Origin of the sequence: Weissella fangxianensis (genome assembly GCF_024718545.1) — a bacterium.
Taxonomy (GTDB): Bacteria; Bacillota; Bacilli; order Lactobacillales; family Lactobacillaceae; genus Weissella; species Weissella fangxianensis.
On sequence record NZ_JAMXDB010000005.1, the window covers coordinates 25,044 to 46,678 of the forward strand.

The following is a 21,635-nucleotide window of genomic DNA, read 5'->3' on the forward strand; positions in this document are numbered from 1 at the left end:
TTGCATGAAAAAAGAACAGTTTAATGACGTATTCAGGTCAATTCTTTGTTTTGCGTTGCATTTTTAGTTTGTAAACATCTAATAATTTTTGGTTCTTATATATCCGCTCCCTAGAATAGTCACGGTGTAAGAACTCGTTGTTATCTAATAGCTTGCGTATTCCTAAGCGTCGCTTGCCTAATAGCGATTGGTAATGCTGGGTTAGTTTATCGTCACCCAATTGTTTAGCGGCTTCTAACTTATACTTGGCTTCACGGATACCACGTTCATATGAGCGCTGACTAGCCTGTTTCTTACCGTTAGCAATTGCTTGTTTCGGGTTGGGTATTTTCGTGTCAGGCACCTTATTAACGCCGATAATAAAAGGGGTTAAGGTATGCCGACAATTAATTCCCATCGTCCCACCAGGTTCGCCATAATCATGATCGTATAATGACGCTACATAACCAACATCTGCTTCGTGACTTTCAAAACCACTTCTTCGCTTGGTAACAACATGCCCCTGTATGGGCGCACAGGCTGGTCGTGAAGCTTCGTGCGCACTCATTATGAAAGTATCAACGCCAAGCTCTTCAGCAGCACTTGTGCGCATTTCATTGTATACACGATAAGTTGTAGATGTCATCACAGTATCTGCATATCGTTCAATGGACCATGTATGCCCACCTTTATCAATAAAACCAGATGGAATACCTTTGTCTATCCATTTCATGACCGTATCAGAGACCGCCTTATCAGGCGATTTAAGCCCTGTTGTTACTTCTGCGACTGATTGTTCAACTATCTTTTGATAGACCTGCATAACTGGGTTTTTGCCCAAATTAGTGGTCAATAGCGTTTGGTTGACTAGATTGTCAATATCTAGGAACGTCTGTTTCGCATAGTTAGATAACGTTTCTTGTACGCTGTTGTAACTTGGTGTGGTTGCATCAGTATCTGCCACAATTTGCTCAGCAGTATCCTGATAGACCTTCAAGCCTTCGTTTTGGATAATCTCATCAATCAACTCACGAGCAACGCCTGTCTGCTTAGCAACATACGCAATGTTCTCTTCATTGAGCATGTGCATATCGTTTAGCTTTTCTAGTTGCCACAAGTAAGGGTTATCTTTTAAATCAGCAACACCACGCTGCTTAATTCGTTTAATCATACGAATAAATAACTCTTGCGCCATATTGCTGTAAATGTCACCAACTACTGAAGCACCTAAAAGCATTTGGTCATCATTTACTTTAGCCATTATTCATCACCAGATGAGTCGTTATAAATATCTTGGTCTAAAGCGCTAGGTACAGGTTCAGACTCATCAGCAATCTCCTGTAGTATATCCAACGCTTCATTCTCTGGCACATCAAGTATTTTCATAATGGCACGTTTCTTTGAAATCAAACCTGCTGATACTGCTTGCGTGTAGTAAGTCAGTTGCACATTCTTATCAGTGAATACTCCATCATCAAAGTTAAACTGGATATCGCCAATCTTTGGGATGTCACCGTGGTATAGTCCCTCGGCGGTTGCTAACTCTAAGATAGTGACTACTAACTCCTGTAACGCACGTTCAACGTTATTCAAGTGTGAGTTACGTGTTTGATAGGTCATAGAGTTCTCAGATACTACTTCAGTCGCTGTCTTTAACCCATTAGCGGCATCAAATGAGAATGTGCCTGCTGATAAACCAGTCTGCATTTCTAACGTACTGATAAACTGATTAATTGACTGAATGAATTGGTCTGCTCGAATATCCGTTGACAAATCGGTAATTGTACTATCATCCATGTCACCATTCAAACCAACATAAACATTCTGATCAGTATCAAAGAATTGCACAAATTCACCACGTTCATCAACCATCTTAGTTAAGCTTTCAGGAACCATGACTCGCCTTTGTCCCATCTTCACCTCCCAGTGGAATTGATCATATGCATCATTGATTTGTTTCAATGTTGAACGGGCATTATCAAAGATTGATAATCCTAACGGAGATGTAATATTGCGGTTGTTGAAACCAAATGGCTTTAGATAGACGAATAATGGGCGAGTAAAGTTATCTAGCTCTGCATGCTCTGCTAAGTCGGCATAGATTTCATTAGCCGATAACGTTTGGCGTACACCTACTTCATTCTTATCCTTTGAACGATACAACTCATTATCAATTACGTATTTATCGCCGTTCCATGAATGAAACTCTAGCAACGTCCAGTAAACCGTATCTTGTCCTTCAACTGTGGTTGTTTTTGTTGCAATCGCTGCTTCTGAAATATCATTAGCATTTGATTGTAGCGGAAAGAACACGGGTGCTTGTACATAGGCAATCTTAATTTCATCACCATCTACATAAGGGCGCATTGCTAAACCGCCCAAAGCTAGTCCAGACTCCAAGTAGCGTTCAAAGTTCTTAATGAAATCATTCTTGGAAAACACATCATGAACATATTCATCAGCTGACTTATTATCAGCAATCGTAAATGTCATCTGCTCATTAACCAACAACGAAGCCATTCGCCTAACCAATACTTGAGCCATGTTTAAGGACGTATATGGACGATGTCTAATCTCCCCATACGTGTTGCGGTAAGCTACGTCTTTAAATTTACCCTCGAAGTATTTTAAATTCTCACGAATGCGGTCATATTCCGCCTCTGGCACGCCTATTCTTGGGTGGTCAGTGATGTTGGTTAATGTATTCGTAACGCCCATCTTAGCGCCTCCTCTGCGAAAAAAATTTAAAACGGAATCAACTAACTTCATGGTTCACTCCTTATATTTTCAGTTCTAATAGTCGTGCATTATCTAGTACGAAATACTTAAACGCATCAACTGTGTGGTCGTCTACTTTAATTACCTTTGGATCGTCTGTTTCAACTGTCTTCTCATCCCAACGATAATTACGGTGTTGTTCAATAAATACCTTATTCGATTGATTGTCTAGATAATAAAAACGACCACTCGCTAATAATGAGTAGACGCTATCAATCATTGTTGTATTTTTCTTTTTAGCCACTGGATGCCAGCCAATGCGATAATCTTTGAAATACTGATTACGTAATGCTGCTTCAGCACTATCAATGGTGCGTTTAACGATTGGCAAGTGTCCCCATGATTTAGAAGACTGATTTTTAATAAAATCATGTATTTTAAGTGATAAATCACTGGGTGCCAGCTTAATTGACTGACCAGCTGGTGAATAATAATACGTATCTAATAAGATAACTTTTTTCTTAGCCGTCACACCAAATAACAATACTGTTGTCGCTGAGTTAGCATGTCCAGCATCTAACGCATAGGCAACTTGTGTTATTGGATCATCATTTGGTATTTCTTGTAATGGATGAAACATATCCATATTGTAAACATTGGTTCCTAATCCAACAGCTTCACCTAAAAATTGCCAACGATAATAGTCTGGATCACTAGCTTTTGATTGTTCAATTTCTTTTACATACTGGTCTGATAGAAACTCCATCTCATCATCTAGGTATGTCGAATGGTCAACCAGCCAACCATCTATCGTCTTGCGTTCCTCAACCCATTGATTCACCCAATCATACGGGTTTCTAGGTGGATTATACGAATAAAAGGTGACAACCTGCTTGTTGTTGGGTAGTTTAGCACGAGTATAGGTTAGACGGACTGTATCCACCTCTTCCCAGCTGTCGAATTCAGCTAACTCTTCAAACCACAATGAGCTAACATATCCCTTAGCTATTTTCTGTGATTTCTGTTTCATAGGATCATCAACCCCAAAGAAATAAAAACCACTGCCTGTTACCCTATCGATAATCTTTAATGGTGAACGCATATATCGAAACCGGTTTTCAAACCCCAGCATAAAGATGGCCCATTTAATTTGCTCATACACTGAACCAGCTAATGTATTACCAACTTTACGAAACACAGCAACATTTGCCATTTTATCTGCTAAAAAATCAGTCACGATTTTAATTGAGATAGCAGATGATTTAGTTGAAGCTCGACCACCTTTCAACACAAAATTTGAATACTCAGGACGAAAGAACAAATAATCAAAATGTGGATTACTTAAATCAGCAACATTAATCTTCATTATCCTGTCCTTTCTTTTGCCTTTCTTCAAATACTAAGTGAATCTCATCATAGGCACTAGAATCTTCTATATACTCCTTAGCCTTAGCTTCTGCCATATCAGCTTCAGCTTTTGCTTTTCGTACCTGTGCATGTTGCATATCGTCTGGTGTTAGCTTATTCAACTCTTCAAGCAACTTCTTTTGTGCTGCCTGCTTATCGTATAGATCAAGCACAACACCATCACGACCAATTGACACCTTTTTAATTAAGCTTGTATCAACCTTTGACTTGTCTTTGAGTTGCACCCACGAACGATGAGATATTAACGGCTTACCGTCCTTGTCCATCACATCTTTACCGTAGTCATCCTTAATAGAGACATTATTTTTACCAAAGTCCAAATAGTCCCCAATGTCTGAAAACGCCTGCTTCATAAGGTTTGCTAAAATATCTTCCTTATTAGCGCCTAGGTCATGTAAACGTGCTTGTCTCATCTCTTGAACCAGAGATTTAACCTTAGCGTTTCTTAGCATCTTAGAACCGTTAACCATTGCCGTGTCATAGTCCGCATCATACACATTGATATATGCTTGCGTAGCATTGAATAGTCTCACATATTCGATAACAAAAGCTTTTTGCTTATCAGTCAATTCACTATCAGCTAGTTCATCAATGACCTGTTCCACTTCATTTTCGGGTGCACCCTTTTTGCTTTTTGTGTGCACACTTTTTTGAGGCGGTGCACTCTTATTTCGCACCCACTCATAACGCCTTTTCCAACTCTTAACCGTATTGATTGTTACACCATACTTATCGGCTATGTCTTTGTACTTCATACCAGCGTTATAATCTTGTTCTGCGTTTTCCCACTTCTCGGTCATTACATATCACCCACCTCGCTTTTTATTTTGTGCTTCATCAGCTTTCTTTTCCTTCTTATCAATTGTGCCGATAATCTGATCTTCTAATCGGCGATACCATTGGCTACTCATCTACATGCTGTACTCCTTTTCAGTGCAAAATAAAAAGCCAATCATTTCTGATTGACTCAATTATTATTAAAAAATTTAATTTTTTATTTAGCTAATCTAATTTATTCTGTATTTCTTTTTGTATCTCCATTGCTTTTATATCGCTTCTAATATTACCTTCCTGGTCTATGTCATCTTTATATCTATTACTTCCTAATATATTTTCGATGTCCTTAGGAAGTAATGCCGTTTTACCACCATCATTACTGAAATACCAAACATTACCACCATTTTTTGCACCATTGCCAAAAGGTAATTTGTTATTATCTTCACGTACCTTTAACTCTACTTTTTTCATTTTTAAATCCCCCCTGTAATATTACTTGAACGATACAATAATAATATTTAAAAGTCAATCTATGCAAGCGGTTAGGATTTGCACCTAACAACGAATAAATCACTGGTCTGTGCCTATTCAACACTGGTATTTACTGCGTCTACCTATTCCGCCACGCTTGCTATGTAGAACAGTGATTGGCAGTAGTCACACGTACAAATAATAGAGGGATAGAATCATCTAACCAACTGTTCCACAATACCTATTATGCGCTGTTTTCAGGCTTGTAACCGCCGTTTATCCGCCACAATACTGACACCGTTTTCGACTGTTGAATATAAATGACCTGCAATACCGCTTTTGAAATCATCTCGCCATCTTAAACATGTCCGTTCCCCAATGTGCTCATTCAATGATATTTCAACCCAACTTTGATTTTTGCCGTAGTAGGCTTTCAACACTCGCTGTTGTTTTGCAATGGTAATGACGTAAAACGAGTCTATGATGTCTTTTTGCAATATCCATTGTTGTAGTTGCGTGTCTCTTTGCTCACGTATCATGCGCAGTTCTACTGGATTGTTGTAATCGTTTTGCTTACGTCCACCACCAATGTTCTCGTCAGGTGTGCGATCACTATTAAATCGCAATTCCATTTTGCGCAAACGGATATTAGTTGCTAATCTACCTGTAAAATAATCACTCAATAACTTATCTAACCTATCCGCCATTGGCACACCTCCCAAGCGTTTTACTATTCCATTATTATACCATGTAACTTATGTATTCTTAAATGGAATAATTATGATAAAATAAAAAAGCCGCTACATTTCTGCAACGACTTTATTACTAATCTTTATATGAGATGTGAGTTAGAAATTGATTTAATGTAATCTTCCATAAATTGCCAATTAATGTTTCCATCATCAGAGAGAGGAATCATTATTTTTTGTCTTACCAAACGATTATCAGAAATTTCTCTATTAAAAGAAAAGTTTCCATGCAAGGATTGTTCAATACATGCTATTAGAAACGCTGCATTATATTTGTTCAGTCTCCTATGTGATAATGCAGTAACATGGTCAGAAACTATAGTAGTGTATTCATGATAGAAAGCTCGTCCAACTGAACCACTATTGTTTATTCCGATAAAATTTGCGAAAGATCTATACCGTTTGTTTGGAGTAGAAATATAGTTATCCACTCCGTTATTAAGAGCGGTAGAAGATATATATGGAATATCTCCTTGTTGTTGTCCAGCTTTTATAAGCCGTTTCCCTCGTTGGATAGAGTCGAAAATTTTTGAAATAGGTAATAGAGCCCAGGAAATAGTATCTAAGCCTATCCTACTTGGGTTGCTAGGTTCTAATATAGGGACTTTAATAGTTTTCATTATATTTATAATATATTGTTCCATATAATCCCAGTTAGGTTGATTATTGGGGGACTTTGGTAACATTATTCTATCTTGTTTTAGATGAGGCAAAGTGCGTTTATAACCAAAACTATATTTTGAACGAAGCATATTAGCTGATGTCGCGACAAATATGCCTGTATAAGGATTAATTTTTTCAGAATAGGCCGCTGCAATGTTCACAGTGCCGATGAAACTATCCAATTTGTATAAAGCATATCCCACAGAACCATCACCGTCATTTATAAAAACTACTGTGTTTCCTTTTGTTTCAATTTGTGTGTTTCTTTTTGTAAATTTAACAATTCCGCCATTTGTGTATTTGGCTCCCACGTAGCCTATATCGATTCCTGATGGTAGTTCAGAAGCGTTACTTACTTTCCCTTTTTTAAATTTAAATAACTCATCTAATTTAAAGTCTCCCCACTCTACTTCGTTCAGATTTGGTAGAGTGGGTTCTATTTTTTTGTGGAGTTTACCTCTTCATCAAACAAATAACCCCTGCCATGGACAGTTTGGTCAAATTTAAAAGCTAAATAATCTTGTACAGTTTTTTCAAACGCATCAGGTTTTGGGATTGAATCGTTAAAATAGAAATAGCTATGTAGCCATTCATCCTCTGGTGTAATGGCCGATTTTACCATAAAAGATGTTTCCGATGGCAAATCATAAAGTACCGTGTCTACTAGTTTTTTCCTTTTAGTAGCAGCATATCCATTATCCTGTAGACCTAAATGCTTTTTAACAATCCATCCGTCATCTTTAAAATTAATGAATTTAACTTGTTTTTGATCAGGATGCGGCTCCTTTGCTGTGAATAAAGCAATAACGGGTTCTACACCGGCACGTTGGCCATGAAAAGTATTTGGATTAAGCGTAATGACAGCATCTAGTGAATGTTTTTCTAGAATAGCTTGCTTGATTTCTTTCTCAATTTTACTTTTCCCTGTCATTGTAGACGGAGGAACAATTACTGCCAGTTTTCCGCCTTTTGCACTAATATCCAGTGCGTGTTTTATGAAATTAATTTCGTATAAACTAGGATTTGACTTTGAACCTTGACTATAGGGAGGATTCATTAGTACTTTTGTAATAGGTACTGGAGTAGTTCCATCTTCACTTATGAAGTCTTCGGCCGTTTTAGAAAACATATCATCTAGCATTAAATTAGATTTACCATCACCACGTAATATCATATTAGTTGTTGCAACAGTGTACATTTTTTCTTGCATTTCTATTCCAAAAAGTTGATGCTGCTTAATGTGACTATTTGAATACTTAGTTTTTGCATCAAATGGTTCTTTCATCATACTGTTCATAGCACTAATTAAAAACGATCCGCTGCCTGCCGTAGGATCAAGAACATAGTCATTTCTACCAACTTGAATTAATTCAGTCATGAGGCTCGTAATATGTTTTGGCGTTAAAACGATTCCCAAACCATTTCCATCACTGTCACCATACTTAACAAATTCTCCGTAAAAATTCCCAAGAATATCAAATTCAGTATTATTTTTAAAATGTTCTAAAACATTTGATTTTAAAATTGATGCAAAATAGCGAATTGGTGTCATTCCTAAATCTTGACGCTTTTGGTTTAAAGCAACGTTGGTCTTAATAAAAGAAAATTTATTTAGTACAATGCTTCTTTTTTCTTCTGGCAAGATTGCCCGATCTTCCATATAATCCTTAACACTTCTATAAATTAGTGACCCATCAGTAGGACGGGCTCTCCCCTTTAAATCCTCTAAATTTAAAATGTTACTATCTAAAGCTAATAAAATAGCGCTGACTACAGTTGCTTTATTCTCCCCCTCTAAACTCGCATACTTTCTTAGTTCTTCATGTAAACGTGCTGCTATTTTCTTAAATTCTAACTCATCTTTCTGTTCTTTAGAAATATCTCCTAAAACATTGACACCGTACCATTCATCAAAATTAGCAGATGAAAATACCTGCCAATCATCAACCTTACCTACATTTTTGATAGTAGTACTTTCCCCATCATTTGTTACAGAATATGCCAACGTTTCTCTAACGTCACTCGATCCTACAGCACCTATGGCAATAACGTCTTTAAAATTGGTAGTTTTCTCTACAATATTTTTAGCATAATGAACTGCCCCATTAACGGCATAGTTAGCCGTTGCTTTAGGAATAGATAAATCAACTTCACCTTTATCGTCTAGCATAATTAGGTTTGACTTTGAATATTTATCTTCGACCACAACTAATGTATCGTTAATCAAAAAAACAAATTCGGGCTTACCTGCTCCCTTACCACCTTGTTTACTGGCATTTTTTAGAGCTGTTTTCACTTCTTTGATGGAAGAAGTTTGCTCAGTATATTCAATGCCTAGGCTCTCTATTTCTCTTCTGACCCATTGATCGGCATTGGTTTTTTCATTAGTCATAATTATCAACTCCTACTAAACATGTATCATGAATAAATCACTTTTGTTATTGTATCATTATTAACCATGTAATGGTGGATATACTTACATCTCTACTTGAACCACTTCCTGATGAGCATTAGCCCAACTCTCGGCTTCTTCTTTGGCGTCGAATTTAGTGGCACAATCAAACGCGTAAATTGTTGATACCGACTTAAGATTCTTGAAGTTGTCTAAATTAACATAGTGATAGTCACCATCTTCATCACATTCTTTACTTCTCACAACCCATTTCTTAGGTTTCTCAACTTCAAACACATCTTCACCATTCACCCAACGAAGGATTGCGATTAGGCGGTTGTTATTTTCTTTGTTATTACCATTACACCACCAATGCTTAACAACATCTGGTAATGTTGATATTTCAATTGTGACAACGAAAAATCCCTCAACACAACGCCACTCTTCCAATTTATCCATAAACTCCTGTGACACCACATATTTCTTGCTCATCTTATCTTCCTTTCGTCCGTCATACATAACATCAGTTAAATATATATTAAGTTTAGGAACTCTACCTGATTTTAAAACATTACTATTATTAGACTCATAGATTACATAAGGAAATCCTGTTAACGGTCTAAACTGTGAATAAGTACCAATAACATATTTAAGTCCATTGGCGCCTAATATGCCCAACACTTCACGCTCTTGTTGCTCATTTGCTACGATATATGCTTTATTTGTCATTTGACTGTCCTCGTATCTTCCTTGTAAATATTCATCAATTGATTTGCTAGATATTTTGTTCCCTCATCTGCACTCAATTCATTTGGTACAAAGTGAGCATTATCAAATCCTATTACACGAATAGATACATTTTTAAGTTGCTCAATTTGATTTAACTCTTTTTGATTATGATTTGTCTCGTTAAAATATGGATGTTGATCTAATTGCATTGGTTTTAACTCATTATTGATTAATGTAAAATATGCACCGTACGTAAGACCGCCTATAGGACTATCATCAATTCGCTCATAAAACTCATCAGTGTAATCAACCGGCAAATCATCAGGAATAACCACATAACCATTTAATGAAAATGGACCTTGTTTTGTGAATGTATCAAACGGCTGTAAATCTGGCTTGGTTGCCACTTTTAATATTTCTTCATAAGTCATTAGTAGCCCCTCTCAATCATCTTGAGTGCCTCTCGCACTGTGAATTTATCATTTTCATGTTCATGTTCAAACTCTGCCCAATCTTGATACCCACGACTTTCAGCAAACTCATTTAAGTCGCTAAGTCCTACCCATTTTTTCATCTTCATACGGGCTCGCAGTCTTTCCACCCTTGGCTGTTTGTTCTTATTTAAAATCCATAAACAACAATTGCACTCGGAAATGGTGCTGCGTCCATTGCTTTTCCATTAAGCTCAAACTTAAGTCGACCTTTCAAAAATTTTACAATACTTTTGTTTTGAATAAACTCATGCCAATAAGTCGTATCAGTTCTTGAAGGTATTAGCATTACAATGAATCTATTCGGATCACGCAAATGTTCTTTATAGGCTTTTTCAATAAATTTATTGATAGACCTACCATAAGGCGGATTCATGAACACATTTCCATCCCACTTTTGAGTTAAAGCATCGTCCATTTCTGTGAAGTATTTCTCTAATTTGTGGTTTTCAACACTTGCACATGCATCTAAATCGAATTTAAACTTTTTGTTTAATTCTATAAATAAATCGTCTGGAGTTTCCCAACTCATATTTTTTGAACTAAATAACACTTTGTTTACCATTTTTAAATACCCTCGGCTGTTTGTTCTAGTTGTTAGCGTGTACCACTTTGCGTAGCTTCATCAGTTGCCTGTCATCTTCTGGTATCTCATCAGTAAGCTTACCGTATCGGTTTTCTAGCTCATGAACTAATTTCATCATTCTGTTGACATTAATTCTGCCAGGCTTCACACGTGGGTGTTCTTCGTAATATCTACCCACAAAATTTTTACCAGCTACCGTGAACTCTCTTAGATGCAACCGCTTAGCAATTTCTGCTACTGTGTAGTCGTCTTCCCACATTTCAACGAATAGTTGGTACTTATATTCATGGTTGTTTTTAATCATGTGATCGGCTCCAATCTATTTCAACTCTGGGGTTATCTTTATCAATGCCTTTAAAATCGTCATACGTCGCCACCACGTACTTTAAATTGTCGTTAGGCATAAATACCCTACCCCGAACTGAACTAGCCTGAAAAGCGTCAAAAATGAACTTATGCGTAAACGTCCAGTTATCTAAGTCCGTGCGTCTGTCTGGCAAGTACCAATCAAACTTAAATTTAGTCTTTGCTCCAATCGGAGCTAATCCATCGACCATGGCTTGGTCAACAAGTGGCATGATTTTCGCTTGAATTTGATGCTTGCGTTTGTTGGCAATCATTCGCCCAGCACGCATACCATGGATCATAATCCAATTGTTTAAGGTCATTTTGACTAACCGCATTTTCCCCTGCTTTTTCATTGGCAAAATAAATGCAGTTAGTGGAATGATTAACTTTGCCATTAAGCTACCCGCACAATCTTAAAATCACTGGGCTTCATACCGTAAACACTGGCTAAATATTCTTGTTGGTATGCCACCTGTTTCAACGGATATGCACCCCAATACCTATCTTCATTCAGTACATGGGCGTGCAATTCATATCTTGGTTCTTCGTCCATTGCTATGCCTCCCTTATATCTCGTAACTTATCCATAGCGATAACATGTGCAGGGTTCTTAGGAATAAGTCGTGATAGCGTTGCGCCGTCATACTTGTTTGCAAGGGATACCGCATTATCATTTGAAGTAATAATCGTTGCCTTACCTTTTCTGGCATCCGCCAATCTGAACAACATACCTGCCACTTTTTCTTTAGCTTCCTTTTGCGTTTCCTTACCAAAGTCATCAAGGATCAACACATCTGCTTCTCTCATATATTTTTCAACTACCGCCAATTGTTGTTGTAGTTTCTCGTCGTGAAACGATTTATAGGTCATATCTCGCCACTCAACTAGGGAAACGAACATTTTAGAATATTTATCAGATAGTCCATCCAATATCGCCAATGCTAAGGACGTTTTACCTGTCCCTGCTTTGCCATAAAACATAACGTTGAATAATTTGCTTTCTAACTCTTTCATGACCTTATATGCTTGATTAGCAACATTTCTGGCGATTTGCTCGTTGTCACCCTGTTTAGTTGGTTGCCAATCCGTAAAGGTAAATGATCGTTGCTCTTCATTACCCCACAGACTAGCCGCTAAATATTTATTGCGTTCCTGTGCTTGCCACTTAGCTGTGATAGCTTGTGCATCTTTTTGTTCTTTGGCAGCACGTTGCTCTGGTGTGAGTGTCTTTGGTTCTAAGCCCTTGGCTCGTAACTGTTGAACCCAGCCTTGCATTGTATCTGTCATAGTTCGCCCCTCCAGTGTGCTTCCATTTCTTTAGCCCACTCTTCAGCTTCACTATTTTTAGGCACTTGGTTGTTAGACTTACGCTCGTTGTAATCACGTTTTTCAGCTTGCCATTTACCAACTGTATCAATGCCATTTTTTAGCTTGTTCTCTAAAATGGCTCGTACATACTTATAGTTGCGTTTCCCTAGATCGGACGCCTCTTCCAATGCCATGATTACAACACCGATTTCTAAACCATCATCTTCAAAATAAGCGTATAAGTTTTCTATTTGATTTGGAGACAGCACTAATGAAAAACCTGTTTTATCGATTGTTTGAGCTAATTGGTTACGTTCAGAGATAGCAGGGAGGTGTTTTACAGGTTCTTTCTCTTTCTCTAACTCTCTATCTACCTCTTGCTCTATATCTAACTCTTTATCTAACTCTTCCTCTTCCTTATCGTAACGGTCTGTCACACCTGCGTAACTAAGTGACGTTTTGCCGTTACTATGTAACGTTTGCCGCTCTCTAAACTTTCTCATTCTCATTGCCGAGTCGGTTTCAGAACCTGTTAAATCAGCGCTTGCTACAAGAAACATATCTTCTTTAATTTCTGGGTGTGTAATAAGCTTTTTGGCTTCAAGATAGGCAAGCAAGGCACGAACGTCTTCGACATTTTCATCTAATATTAAAGACAATTCTTCAGCAATATCTCGTCCTGCACCTTGAAAATAAATCATGCCGTTAGTTGAAGCACTTTTAACTAACATCTCAAGATAAATGATTGTGTATGTGTCTCCACCAGCCATTCTGCGTAGCAACTTAATGTATGGGTCATTAAAGAAGTCTTGCTTAAGTTTTATCCAAAAGAATTTTTTATTAGCCATGTTGCCTCCTAAAACGGTAATTTATCCTCAAAGTTCTGATTGTTGCCATTCATTTGTTCAGACGAGAAACCAGTTTGTTGTTGCTTAGGTTGTGGTCGTTGTTGTGGCTGTTGGAAAACGCCTTGGTTGCCTTGATTAAAATTGTTACCTTGGTTGAAATTTCCCTGATTATTATTTCCTTGATTATTGTTGAAATTATTCGGTGTACCTTGCTTGCGTTGCTCTGTTTGTTCCTTGCTTTCTAATAGCGAGAAGTTATTAACGACAACTTCAGTAACGAATACTTTTTGTCCTTGCTGGTTATCATAGCTACGTGTTTGTAGTCGTCCTTCCAGTCCAATCAATGAACCTTTAGCTGTCATATTTGCCATGTTTTCAGCGCTCTTACGCCAAATAACAAAGTTAATAAAGTCGCTACCTCGTTCACCATTACCGTCAGTAAATGAGCGTTCAACTGCTACTGTTGCACTGGCTACGGCTGTACCTGACGTGGTGTATTTCAACTCCATATCTTTAGTTAGTCTGCCAGTTAGTGTGACGTTGTTTATCATCGATTTCCTCCATTCGTTTGTAGGTCATAATGCCTAGCTGATTTAATGTTTGTGGATCTAATAAAATTCCCTTAACGTGGTATTTTTCTTTGAATGTTGGCCAACCTAGTTTGTGGGCCTCTTGATGATGTTCACGACATAAAGCGATTAAATGCTTGTGTCTATGGTCGACTAAATTGCGGTCGTTACCCATTCCTACACCATCTACGTGATGAACGTCTGCATGTTTGCCACAAATAACGCATGACCGATGTTTCAGTGACATATACATGTACATATCTAAATCGTCTTGATAGGTCATACCGCTATGCTTCATCGGCACTTTGTTTCTAATCGCAAAGTCCAATAGGAATGTGATAAATCGTCTGGCCGTGGTCATATCCGTGTCGGAAAAACTGAAATATGGATTACCTGTTTCAGCAGTGAAGTAATACTTCATCCACTCTTTACACTCTTCTGGTAAATATCCTGACCATTTGGCGATTTCTGCAATGATTGCATACGCCTTTTTACGTTGCAGTTTACTTATATGCCGTTCATCTTGCACGTCCACAATTACTTGTGGTTGCTCTGCAGTTGTGAATAGGGATAAATTAGCCAACTCTTCACGATTTTCAAGCGTAATAACTACTTGATTACCATTTATCGCTGTAATTTTTCCCCATAAATCCATTACAAAACTCCTACATTTTCTGGATCAACACGATAAGTTGACCGATACAATCGACTATATGTTTTTGCTTGAACTGGTTTCTCTTCACCATTGATTAGCCTGACGATATGGTCTTGGTTTGCTAAGATTTCACGCATGCCACGATCCAACGTTTCCTGTTCAATCTTGTAAATATCGGCTAATGGCTCATCTTCTTTACTGACTGCCACAATGTATACTTCAAATTCTTTGCCAGTCATTTGGCGTAACATTTCTTGATAAGCTGCCATTTGAATGTGGTAGCCCCTACTGATGAAAAAATTCTCGTATTCGTTGTAGTAGTCAGACCATTCACCACCTACTAAGCCATGCGATTCCTTTAGTGATCTAACTGTTTTGAAATCGACAAAGTATTGTTCTTCTAAGTTCACCGCATCTAACTTGCCACGCCAATCAACACCGTTTATTGAACCATCAATGACATACTCTTTATCAGGCGCACCGTTTACTAATGCCATAATGACCGGGTCTGCTTCAATGCGTTTAATCATTTTTTGAGCAACTTTGAATTCCGTTTTTAAATCACCCTTTGTCTTGCCACGTTGTGAAATGATTTCAGGATGTTCATCAATAAACGCTTGGTGAGCTTGTGGGCTTTCAAAATACGAATGTAAGAAATTACCTACTAGCAAGGCTTTATTGTCATCAAAGATGTTATAAGTGCCTGCCATATTTGCTAATGCTTCTGCTTCCCCGTTGAACAAGAAGTTCTTGAAAGTAGATGCGTGCATGTGAATATACGCTTCTCTTGGGTCATAATAATCTAATTCTTCTGCCATGATTTACCCCCAAAACTCATCTGGTTGATAAGGCGTGTCACCCATGTCAATCTCTTCATCAGGTTCCGTATTTTGCTCATTCAAGTAATCTGCTACTCGTTCTAACAATTGGACTTTAGTTGCACTCTGTTGATATAGCGTGTGATGTTGATCTAACCAGTGTTTTATTTCTGCTACCGTATTTTCGCTATTTACTTGGTCAGGTGCGCTTTTAACTGGTTCATCGGGTAATTCTTCAACTTGGGCTGTTTCGTCGTTAAACGGCAATTCTGCGTCGCTTATGACGTCTTTCTTTGGTGCTGGTTCTGGCTCAAGTTCACTGACTTCTTTAACAGGTTCTGGTTCAACATTCTCTGGTTCCTTTGTAGCAACCTTAGCCATGCGAGATAAGGCATTTTGCTTTGGTGCTGGCGCCACATCTTTAGGATCGTCATCATAATTATTCTCATTGGCCGTGGTGCTATTAATTGCTGCAATCAAGTTATCGTCATCTCCTGAAGTGTTGATAATATTCTTAGCTGCTCGGTTGATAACCGTACGTTTTGCCATTTCTTCAGGGAACTTTTTATGAACATTGGTAGATCTTGCTTGTCCCCATGATGTATCAATTTGTTTCTTAGTCATGACCTCATATTGCTTTTCCCCATCAGCCTTAGTAATTACTGCATAGGCTCCGACAATTTCGTTGTCTAGCTTCATGAAATCAGTGTGATGTGCTTTGACAATCAAGCCGCCATTCTCATCGTAATCAACATCAAATTCTTCATCTTTGCGTACAACATATGCTTGAATATCCTTGATATCTTTCAAACGTTTTAGAACTTGTTGTGTTCCAAAATATGATCGTTGCATTTGTAGTTGGTTACCGTATGCAATGAAATAGACTTGAGTCTTTGCTGGGCTTAGCCCTTGTACAACCATGTCAAATAATGTCTTTTTGATTGAATCTGCCGATACGTTGGTAATACCCTTTACCGTTGGCAACGTTGCCACCGCCTCTTGTAGTGCATTTGCAACATGGTACCCATCAGGTACCTTAAAACCTTGTGATTCAACTAGGTCCTGAAAATTTTTAGTTACTGAGTTGGCAACTAATTGTTGTGATGCAGTTTTTGAAATATTGAATGTCTCTGTCATTGTCTTTCCTCCGTATTAACTTTGTAACCGTTCTTTTTTATCCATGTTTCAGACTTTTCTAGTGGAATGTACTCACCATCTATTTCCACAATTTTGTCTCCTAAATAGATTTCGTCACCCTCGAAGTCATAGCCCCAAGGTGCTTCATCATCTGGTGGATCTATCAAGTCATTTGGCATATAGTGCCTCCTTGTGTTAATCTTGAAGGGTAATTTGTCTCCAAGCTAATTACCCGAACACCTAGTCACTCCATATGATTAGGTGTTTTTTCGTGTCCGATTAAGTAATCAACTGATACATCAAAGTAATCAGCTAATTTGATTAGTGTTGCTATATTTGGCTCGCGATCACCTTTTTCATATCTGGCATAAGATTGTTGAGAAATACCTAACTCATTTGCTAATTGATGTTGTGTCAACCCCTTAGCTTTGCGTAATTCTTTTAATCTGTTCATCTTGCCACCTTCCTTCGTAATATCTTGAATACATTCTGTCGTGTGATAGGTGCAACTTTTTAGCAATCACTTCTAAGTAATGACTGCGGTTGCTGTTTTTGATATTTGGATATTTGTTGCGCATATCAGCAAACTGTTGATAACGCTTCTCATATTCATCAGTTAGCTCTTGATGTCTATTTGCCATTCACTACCTTCTTTACCTTGATACCGTCAGCTTTTGCCTTACCATCAACTAGGCAAATAATTACCCAGCAAATACCACGCATGATGCCTTTGATAAACCACCAAATTTGAACCCTGTATGTGTAAGCTAGGTAGATCACACACATTACTGCGATAGTTGGCAAAATCGCTGCTAACGTTGCCATACCTAGTAACTGAATGAACATTACCATTTCTGCTAACATGTCTTACCTCCTCCCTAATACCAATTGCTGAATTTACTGAAACGCACCACATCATGATATGAGTACGTGATAGTACGAATATCAGGTGTTTTGTCAGGGACATTGCGTTGGAACAATTCAGTGGGTTTAATCTTAAATCTGAAAGTGTTCACGCATACCCCTAAAATCTTGCATGCCTCTTTTTGCGTGACCTTGCGATTTCTATCTGGTTCCATAAAACTGCCTGCTTTCTAAAATTTAAATTTAGCTTCAATACCCATATCCTTAGCTAAATCTTCCATTGCGTCAGTTAGTTGAGTGAAGTTATCTATGACACTTACGTTTAGACTTACATCTTCCGTTGTGTCATGTCTCAAACTACTCATATCTGCTTCATGCATAGCGACTAGCAAATCATTAGATAATTGGATAATGCTGTATTTATCAGGTACAAGTGTTGTTGCTCGCACATAGTTGTCAGTTTGTAGTTCTGGGTGTGTTTTGTATTGAGTCATAATTAATTCTCTCTTTCAATTGTTGGTAAGATGTCATTTTCTTTCAGCAAGCTGTAGATAAATACGCGACCCTTTTGTGTCCATTTAGTATTCATCCTTACGTCACTACTTCCATCTTTTTTGGTGATGTCAACTGTTGTACTAAATGTGTATCCTTTGTCTTGATACTTTGAATAAAGAACCCATTGACCACCGATTTTGTATTGCACACCTAAGCTATGCAGCTTGTCGTTCGTCTGCTTTGCTGACCAACCATAATCTTTTGCAATTTGTGTGATTGTTACTAGTGATTTTGATTGCATGATTTTGTCATAGTAATCAGCCTTAGGACGTGATTCCGAAACCTGTTGTGTGAGCAGTACATTCTTCTCACGCTCATTCTTCAATTCCGTTGCTACCTTGATTAAGGTATCGGGACTTAATAAGATTTCTTCAATCTTGTCATTTGTTAGATATGCGCCATGCTTGCGAATGCTTGGCAAGACTTCTTCTGTCACCCATTCTTGGAATTTATCAGCAACTGGACTATTTGCTTTAATTACTAACTTGTAAAATTGTGGCTCGGTAATAAAATCACCCTTGCTAATTTTCGACACTTCTGTCGAAAGTCCCAAATACTTATTAACTCTGTTCCAAATTGGATACACTGCACCATTTTTCTTTGTTTCAGAAATTCCAATTCCAATTGCTGCACTTTCTGCATCGAACATTACTTGTCCGTTTACTTCCTTGACTTTTAAGTTGTTAAAAACTTGAATATCATTACTCATGGTTATACCTACTTTCTTTGTTGTTATAATTGTTTTACTGGCTTATTTGCCTAGTTCACTGAAAGGAACTTGACTATGGAATCTCAAATATTATCGTTATATCGGAATGCCATAAATGAAGGTGCCACTTCGTTTGATATTCCGATGGATATCTGTCAATCAGAAACTGAAATAAGAAAAACTTTCAGAAAATACAATATTTCAGTTGATGTTTATCAAAATTGGACCAGCTATACCGTTAAAATTTTATAATTTTTAAAAACGCTTTTATTGATGGATAATCAGTTTAAGCGTTTTGTTTTTGAAGGCATCATCATCGTTGTTGATATAAGGTGCTACAAACGCAATTCTTTTTAAATGAGCCATATTATGACCATCAATTTCTTTTCCAACAAGATCATTAAAATCAATATCATCTATTTTTAAAGTCGCATAGCTGCCAGCATATGACTTTATTTCAATATCATGTTTTGTTAAATCAATTGAAATTTCTTCTATTTTTTCCATGTTTAAGCCTCCTCATGCTTTTAGTAACCAACAATTACTTGAAGCATTTTTTTGTGTTCGTCTTCAAGACCATTGAAGTATGGAGCTGTAAAATCAATTCTCTTAAGAGATTTAATTTTTATGCCATCGACTGAAACATTTGGTGTTGGAAAATTAATTCCATCAATTTTTAATTTCACATAACTTCCAGCCTTAGAAATAATTTCTACATCGTGCTTTGCTAAATCAATTGAAATTTCTTCTATTTTTTCCACATCTAAGCCTCCTTATGCCAACCAGTTATCGCCGTGGTAACCAGTGTATTGAAATAATGTTCGTAACTTTTCTTTAGCTGACTTGCTATCCTCACGCCCGTTTAGAAGTCGTGATACATATTGTTCTGACGTACCAATAACATCTGCAAGTTCTTTTCGTGAAATTTCGTTCTCATCTAAATGAATTTGAAAGTCACCGTATGCTCGCTTCAAAGTTCGCCGTGCTTCTTTAACACTCATGTGCATTTCCTCCTTTTTTATAAAGTTAATATCAAGTTATCTTGACTTAAAATTAGACTAGGTCTAAAATAAGTACATAGAAAAATAAGCATTGTAAAAACCTATATATCAACGTTCGCTCGTCCAAAAGCATTTGATATTTAAGTTCTTTTTGCTTGCTACTTAACTCGATGAATTAAGTATAAGTCTAAGCCTAAAATAAAACAAGTGTTTTTTAGTCTAAGTCTAATTTTAATTCATCATATTATGGAGAAACCCTTGATATGACTGTATTAGATAGAATTAAAAAAGTTTCTAAAATGCGTGGATATAATCTTACTAAGGTTAATGATTTAGCTAATCTTGGCAAAAATACAATATATTCATGGAAAAATAAAGAACCTAGCCACAACAATGTGCAAGCCGTTGCTGACGTCCTAGGCGTATCAGTTGACTACCTATTAGGTAACACTGATGATATGAACGCTAATAAAAAAGCCGCCACTTCTAGCGATGACTTGAAAGAATATTTTGATGAGCACCCTGTTTTAAAATTTGATGGTAAGGAAATACCAGACGCAGAGATGAAAATTATTAAGCGTATATTGGAGGATATGGATGATTGATATTTTAGATTACCTGCTCTACCTATGTAGAAGTCTGGGTATTAATTATAAAATATCAGATGAATTAGATAGCTCCATTCCCGACATCAGCGTACCTTCTCAAAGAAAAATAATCATCAACGCTAACTATGATACGAATGTTGAAGTAGCGTTTAGATTAGCACATGAGATTTCTCATGTTATGCTTGGCAATTATGAAGAGAATTGTGTGTATCAGTTCTCTATTGGTACTCGTAAGCGGAGTGAACATGAAGCAAATGAGAACGCTGTAAAAATTTTGGGCAAATTTGTATATGCAGATACGCCAGTTGAATATCGCAATTATGTAAATTTCATGAATGAGTTTGGGCTACCGTCTTCATTTGAACCGATGGTTGAGGATATAATTAAGGAAATATAAACATACGTGCAAACCTGATCCACGTTAAAAGCTGTTTAAGGAGTATGTTTCTTATGGATAAGCCACAAGAAAATCGGGTTTTAGGTATTATTTCTATCGTTTTGGGTGTGGTAGCATTGGTGTTTTCTTGGATGCCATTTATTAACAATATGGCAGCAGTAATAGCTATCATTGGTCTAATATTGGGGGTTATTGCCCTAATTATAAATCGAAAACATAAAAAGCTTATGGCTTGGTTAGGTGTCATTTTTTCTGCTGTTGCCTTTGGTATTGTGTTAATGACACAATCGGCATTCGAAAAATCATTTGATGATACCTTTGATACTACAAGTTCAAGCGAAAATTCATCTAAAAAATCAGAAAATACTGAAAAAGTTTCTACTAAGAAGTCTGATGACCCTTCAGATAGAAAGTGGACTTTTAAAAACAACGTTTTTGACGCTGGCAATATGACTTACAAAATTACCAAATCCGAATTAATGGATAGCGTTGCAGAAGACGGTTCAAAAACATTGGTTCTTCACATGGACGTAACAAACAACGCAAAAAAGAACATGGATCCATCAAATGTCTACATGGTATTACGCGCATTCCAAAAGAACGACACATCACGAGTTGAATTAGATCCTGGTATAGTCGCTCTTGATGAAAACGGTAATAGTCCTATTCAATCTGAAGAAGACGCTTTGAACAACGATTTATTGCCTAGCAAAACTGCTCAAGTCGCTGTGTCATTTGATTTAAAAAACACTAATGATGTTGAAGTTGAATTTTCAAATCCTAACTTTAAGGTAATTGGAACAAAAACGTATAAGGTCCAATAAAATAAAAAAAC

At 37.2% G+C, this 21,635-nt stretch carries 33 protein-coding genes; 3 read left to right on the top strand and 30 right to left on the bottom strand.

Annotated features, from left to right (window positions below; translation table 11 throughout):
* Positions 1-37 precede the first annotated feature (37 nt).
* The 30 genes from NGR58_RS02595 to NGR58_RS02740 form a co-directional block, all read right to left on the bottom strand.
* Entirely contained in the window at positions 38-1,240 is a 1,203-nt protein-coding gene (locus NGR58_RS02595) for a phage minor capsid protein (RefSeq protein WP_258088131.1), read from the bottom strand.
* Complete coding sequence (locus tag NGR58_RS02600) at positions 1,240-2,697, bottom strand: phage portal protein (protein ID WP_258088132.1); 1,458 nt, start codon at positions 2,695-2,697, stop codon at positions 1,240-1,242. The genes NGR58_RS02595 and NGR58_RS02600 overlap by 1 nt, the downstream gene beginning before the upstream one ends.
* A gap of 61 nt (positions 2,698-2,758) precedes the next feature.
* Entirely contained in the window at positions 2,759-4,063 is a 1,305-nt protein-coding gene (locus NGR58_RS02605; protein ID WP_282556338.1) for a PBSX family phage terminase large subunit, read from the bottom strand.
* The gene (locus NGR58_RS02610; RefSeq protein ID WP_258088133.1) at positions 4,053-4,925 is read right to left on the bottom strand and encodes a terminase small subunit; all 873 of its coding nucleotides are present in this window, start codon (positions 4,923-4,925) and stop codon (positions 4,053-4,055) included. The genes NGR58_RS02605 and NGR58_RS02610 overlap by 11 nt, the downstream gene beginning before the upstream one ends.
* Before the next feature lie 202 nt (positions 4,926-5,127).
* Positions 5,128-5,373: a hypothetical protein gene (locus NGR58_RS02615; RefSeq protein ID WP_258088134.1), complete on the bottom strand. Its 246-nt coding sequence runs from the start codon at positions 5,371-5,373 to the stop codon at positions 5,128-5,130.
* Positions 5,374-5,630: 257 nt separating this feature from the next.
* A complete protein-coding gene (locus NGR58_RS02620) occupies positions 5,631-6,080 on the bottom strand; it encodes a RinA family protein (protein WP_258088135.1) in 450 nt (149 codons plus the stop codon).
* A gap of 125 nt (positions 6,081-6,205) precedes the next feature.
* Positions 6,206-7,225, bottom strand: coding sequence for a restriction endonuclease subunit S (locus NGR58_RS02625; RefSeq protein ID WP_345791591.1), 1,020 nt, complete (start codon positions 7,223-7,225; stop codon positions 6,206-6,208).
* The gene (locus NGR58_RS02630; RefSeq protein ID WP_258088136.1) at positions 7,222-9,177 is read right to left on the bottom strand and encodes an HsdM family class I SAM-dependent methyltransferase; all 1,956 of its coding nucleotides are present in this window, start codon (positions 9,175-9,177) and stop codon (positions 7,222-7,224) included. Before NGR58_RS02630 ends, NGR58_RS02625 begins: the two co-directional genes overlap by 4 nt.
* Before the next feature lie 84 nt (positions 9,178-9,261).
* Complete coding sequence (locus NGR58_RS02635) at positions 9,262-9,906, bottom strand: hypothetical protein (RefSeq protein WP_258088137.1); 645 nt, start codon at positions 9,904-9,906, stop codon at positions 9,262-9,264.
* Positions 9,903-10,337, bottom strand: coding sequence for a hypothetical protein (locus NGR58_RS02640; protein ID WP_258088138.1), 435 nt, complete (start codon positions 10,335-10,337; stop codon positions 9,903-9,905). Before NGR58_RS02640 ends, NGR58_RS02635 begins: the two co-directional genes overlap by 4 nt.
* Positions 10,337-10,480: a hypothetical protein gene (locus tag NGR58_RS02645; protein WP_258088139.1), complete on the bottom strand. Its 144-nt coding sequence runs from the start codon at positions 10,478-10,480 to the stop codon at positions 10,337-10,339. The genes NGR58_RS02640 and NGR58_RS02645 overlap by 1 nt, the downstream gene beginning before the upstream one ends.
* A gap of 47 nt (positions 10,481-10,527) precedes the next feature.
* Positions 10,528-10,962: a phage N-6-adenine-methyltransferase gene (locus NGR58_RS02650; RefSeq protein WP_258088140.1), complete on the bottom strand. Its 435-nt coding sequence runs from the start codon at positions 10,960-10,962 to the stop codon at positions 10,528-10,530.
* Positions 10,963-10,987: 25 nt separating this feature from the next.
* Positions 10,988-11,287: a hypothetical protein gene (locus tag NGR58_RS02655; protein WP_258088141.1), complete on the bottom strand. Its 300-nt coding sequence runs from the start codon at positions 11,285-11,287 to the stop codon at positions 10,988-10,990.
* Positions 11,280-11,726, bottom strand: a complete 447-nt coding sequence (locus tag NGR58_RS02660) for a dTDP-glucose pyrophosphorylase (RefSeq protein WP_258088142.1) — start codon at positions 11,724-11,726, stop codon at positions 11,280-11,282. Before NGR58_RS02660 ends, NGR58_RS02655 begins: the two co-directional genes overlap by 8 nt.
* Positions 11,726-11,884: a hypothetical protein gene (locus tag NGR58_RS02665; protein ID WP_258088143.1), complete on the bottom strand. Its 159-nt coding sequence runs from the start codon at positions 11,882-11,884 to the stop codon at positions 11,726-11,728. The genes NGR58_RS02660 and NGR58_RS02665 overlap by 1 nt, the downstream gene beginning before the upstream one ends.
* 2 nt (positions 11,885-11,886) lie before the next feature.
* A complete protein-coding gene (locus NGR58_RS02670; protein ID WP_258088144.1) occupies positions 11,887-12,618 on the bottom strand; it encodes an ATP-binding protein in 732 nt (243 codons plus the stop codon).
* Entirely contained in the window at positions 12,615-13,487 is an 873-nt protein-coding gene (locus NGR58_RS02675) for a phage replisome organizer N-terminal domain-containing protein (protein ID WP_115470268.1), read from the bottom strand. Before NGR58_RS02675 ends, NGR58_RS02670 begins: the two co-directional genes overlap by 4 nt.
* An 8-nt stretch (positions 13,488-13,495) precedes the next feature.
* A complete protein-coding gene (gene ssb / locus NGR58_RS02680; protein WP_258088145.1) occupies positions 13,496-14,038 on the bottom strand; it encodes a single-stranded DNA-binding protein in 543 nt (180 codons plus the stop codon).
* The gene (locus tag NGR58_RS02685; RefSeq protein ID WP_258088146.1) at positions 14,001-14,711 is read right to left on the bottom strand and encodes a putative HNHc nuclease; all 711 of its coding nucleotides are present in this window, start codon (positions 14,709-14,711) and stop codon (positions 14,001-14,003) included. The genes ssb and NGR58_RS02685 overlap by 38 nt, the downstream gene beginning before the upstream one ends.
* On the bottom strand, positions 14,711-15,529 hold the full coding sequence (locus NGR58_RS02690; protein ID WP_258088147.1) for a PD-(D/E)XK nuclease-like domain-containing protein: 819 nt from the start codon (positions 15,527-15,529) through the stop codon (positions 14,711-14,713). The genes NGR58_RS02685 and NGR58_RS02690 overlap by 1 nt, the downstream gene beginning before the upstream one ends.
* Positions 15,530-15,532: 3 nt before the next feature.
* Positions 15,533-16,666, bottom strand: a complete 1,134-nt coding sequence (locus NGR58_RS02695; protein ID WP_258088148.1) for a RecT family recombinase — start codon at positions 16,664-16,666, stop codon at positions 15,533-15,535.
* Positions 16,663-16,845 carry a hypothetical protein gene (locus NGR58_RS02700; protein ID WP_115470958.1) on the bottom strand — a complete coding sequence of 61 codons (183 nt, stop codon included), beginning with the start codon at positions 16,843-16,845 and terminating at the stop codon, positions 16,663-16,665. The genes NGR58_RS02695 and NGR58_RS02700 overlap by 4 nt, the downstream gene beginning before the upstream one ends.
* 65 nt (positions 16,846-16,910) lie before the next feature.
* Positions 16,911-17,120, bottom strand: coding sequence for a helix-turn-helix domain-containing protein (locus NGR58_RS02705; protein ID WP_258088149.1), 210 nt, complete (start codon positions 17,118-17,120; stop codon positions 16,911-16,913).
* A complete protein-coding gene (locus NGR58_RS02710; protein WP_258088150.1) occupies positions 17,089-17,307 on the bottom strand; it encodes a hypothetical protein in 219 nt (72 codons plus the stop codon). The genes NGR58_RS02705 and NGR58_RS02710 overlap by 32 nt, the downstream gene beginning before the upstream one ends.
* A complete protein-coding gene (locus NGR58_RS02715) occupies positions 17,297-17,530 on the bottom strand; it encodes a hypothetical protein (RefSeq protein ID WP_258088151.1) in 234 nt (77 codons plus the stop codon). The genes NGR58_RS02710 and NGR58_RS02715 overlap by 11 nt, the downstream gene beginning before the upstream one ends.
* A 230-nt stretch (positions 17,531-17,760) precedes the next feature.
* Entirely contained in the window at positions 17,761-18,024 is a 264-nt protein-coding gene (locus NGR58_RS02720; protein WP_258088152.1) for a hypothetical protein, read from the bottom strand.
* A 2-nt stretch (positions 18,025-18,026) separates the two neighbouring features.
* A complete protein-coding gene (locus NGR58_RS02725; RefSeq protein WP_258088153.1) occupies positions 18,027-18,794 on the bottom strand; it encodes a phage antirepressor KilAC domain-containing protein in 768 nt (255 codons plus the stop codon).
* Between the two features lie 267 nt (positions 18,795-19,061).
* The gene (locus NGR58_RS02730) at positions 19,062-19,301 is read right to left on the bottom strand and encodes a hypothetical protein (RefSeq protein ID WP_115470964.1); all 240 of its coding nucleotides are present in this window, start codon (positions 19,299-19,301) and stop codon (positions 19,062-19,064) included.
* Between the two features lie 20 nt (positions 19,302-19,321).
* On the bottom strand, positions 19,322-19,555 hold the full coding sequence (locus NGR58_RS02735; protein WP_258088154.1) for a hypothetical protein: 234 nt from the start codon (positions 19,553-19,555) through the stop codon (positions 19,322-19,324).
* Positions 19,556-19,567: 12 nt separating this feature from the next.
* Positions 19,568-19,795: a helix-turn-helix domain-containing protein gene (locus NGR58_RS02740; protein WP_040760834.1), complete on the bottom strand. Its 228-nt coding sequence runs from the start codon at positions 19,793-19,795 to the stop codon at positions 19,568-19,570.
* A 263-nt stretch (positions 19,796-20,058) separates the two neighbouring features.
* Between NGR58_RS02740 and NGR58_RS02745 the strand changes: the two genes are divergently transcribed.
* The 3 genes from NGR58_RS02745 to NGR58_RS02755 are packed head-to-tail and all read left to right on the top strand — an operon-like array spanning position 20,059 to position 21,624.
* On the top strand, positions 20,059-20,400 hold the full coding sequence (locus NGR58_RS02745; RefSeq protein ID WP_258088155.1) for a helix-turn-helix domain-containing protein: 342 nt from the start codon (positions 20,059-20,061) through the stop codon (positions 20,398-20,400).
* Complete coding sequence (locus tag NGR58_RS02750) at positions 20,393-20,800, top strand: ImmA/IrrE family metallo-endopeptidase (RefSeq protein WP_258088156.1); 408 nt, start codon at positions 20,393-20,395, stop codon at positions 20,798-20,800. Before NGR58_RS02745 ends, NGR58_RS02750 begins: the two co-directional genes overlap by 8 nt.
* A gap of 53 nt (positions 20,801-20,853) precedes the next feature.
* A complete protein-coding gene (locus NGR58_RS02755; RefSeq protein ID WP_258088157.1) occupies positions 20,854-21,624 on the top strand; it encodes a DUF5067 domain-containing protein in 771 nt (256 codons plus the stop codon).
* The last annotated feature ends 11 nt before the right edge of the window (positions 21,625-21,635 follow it).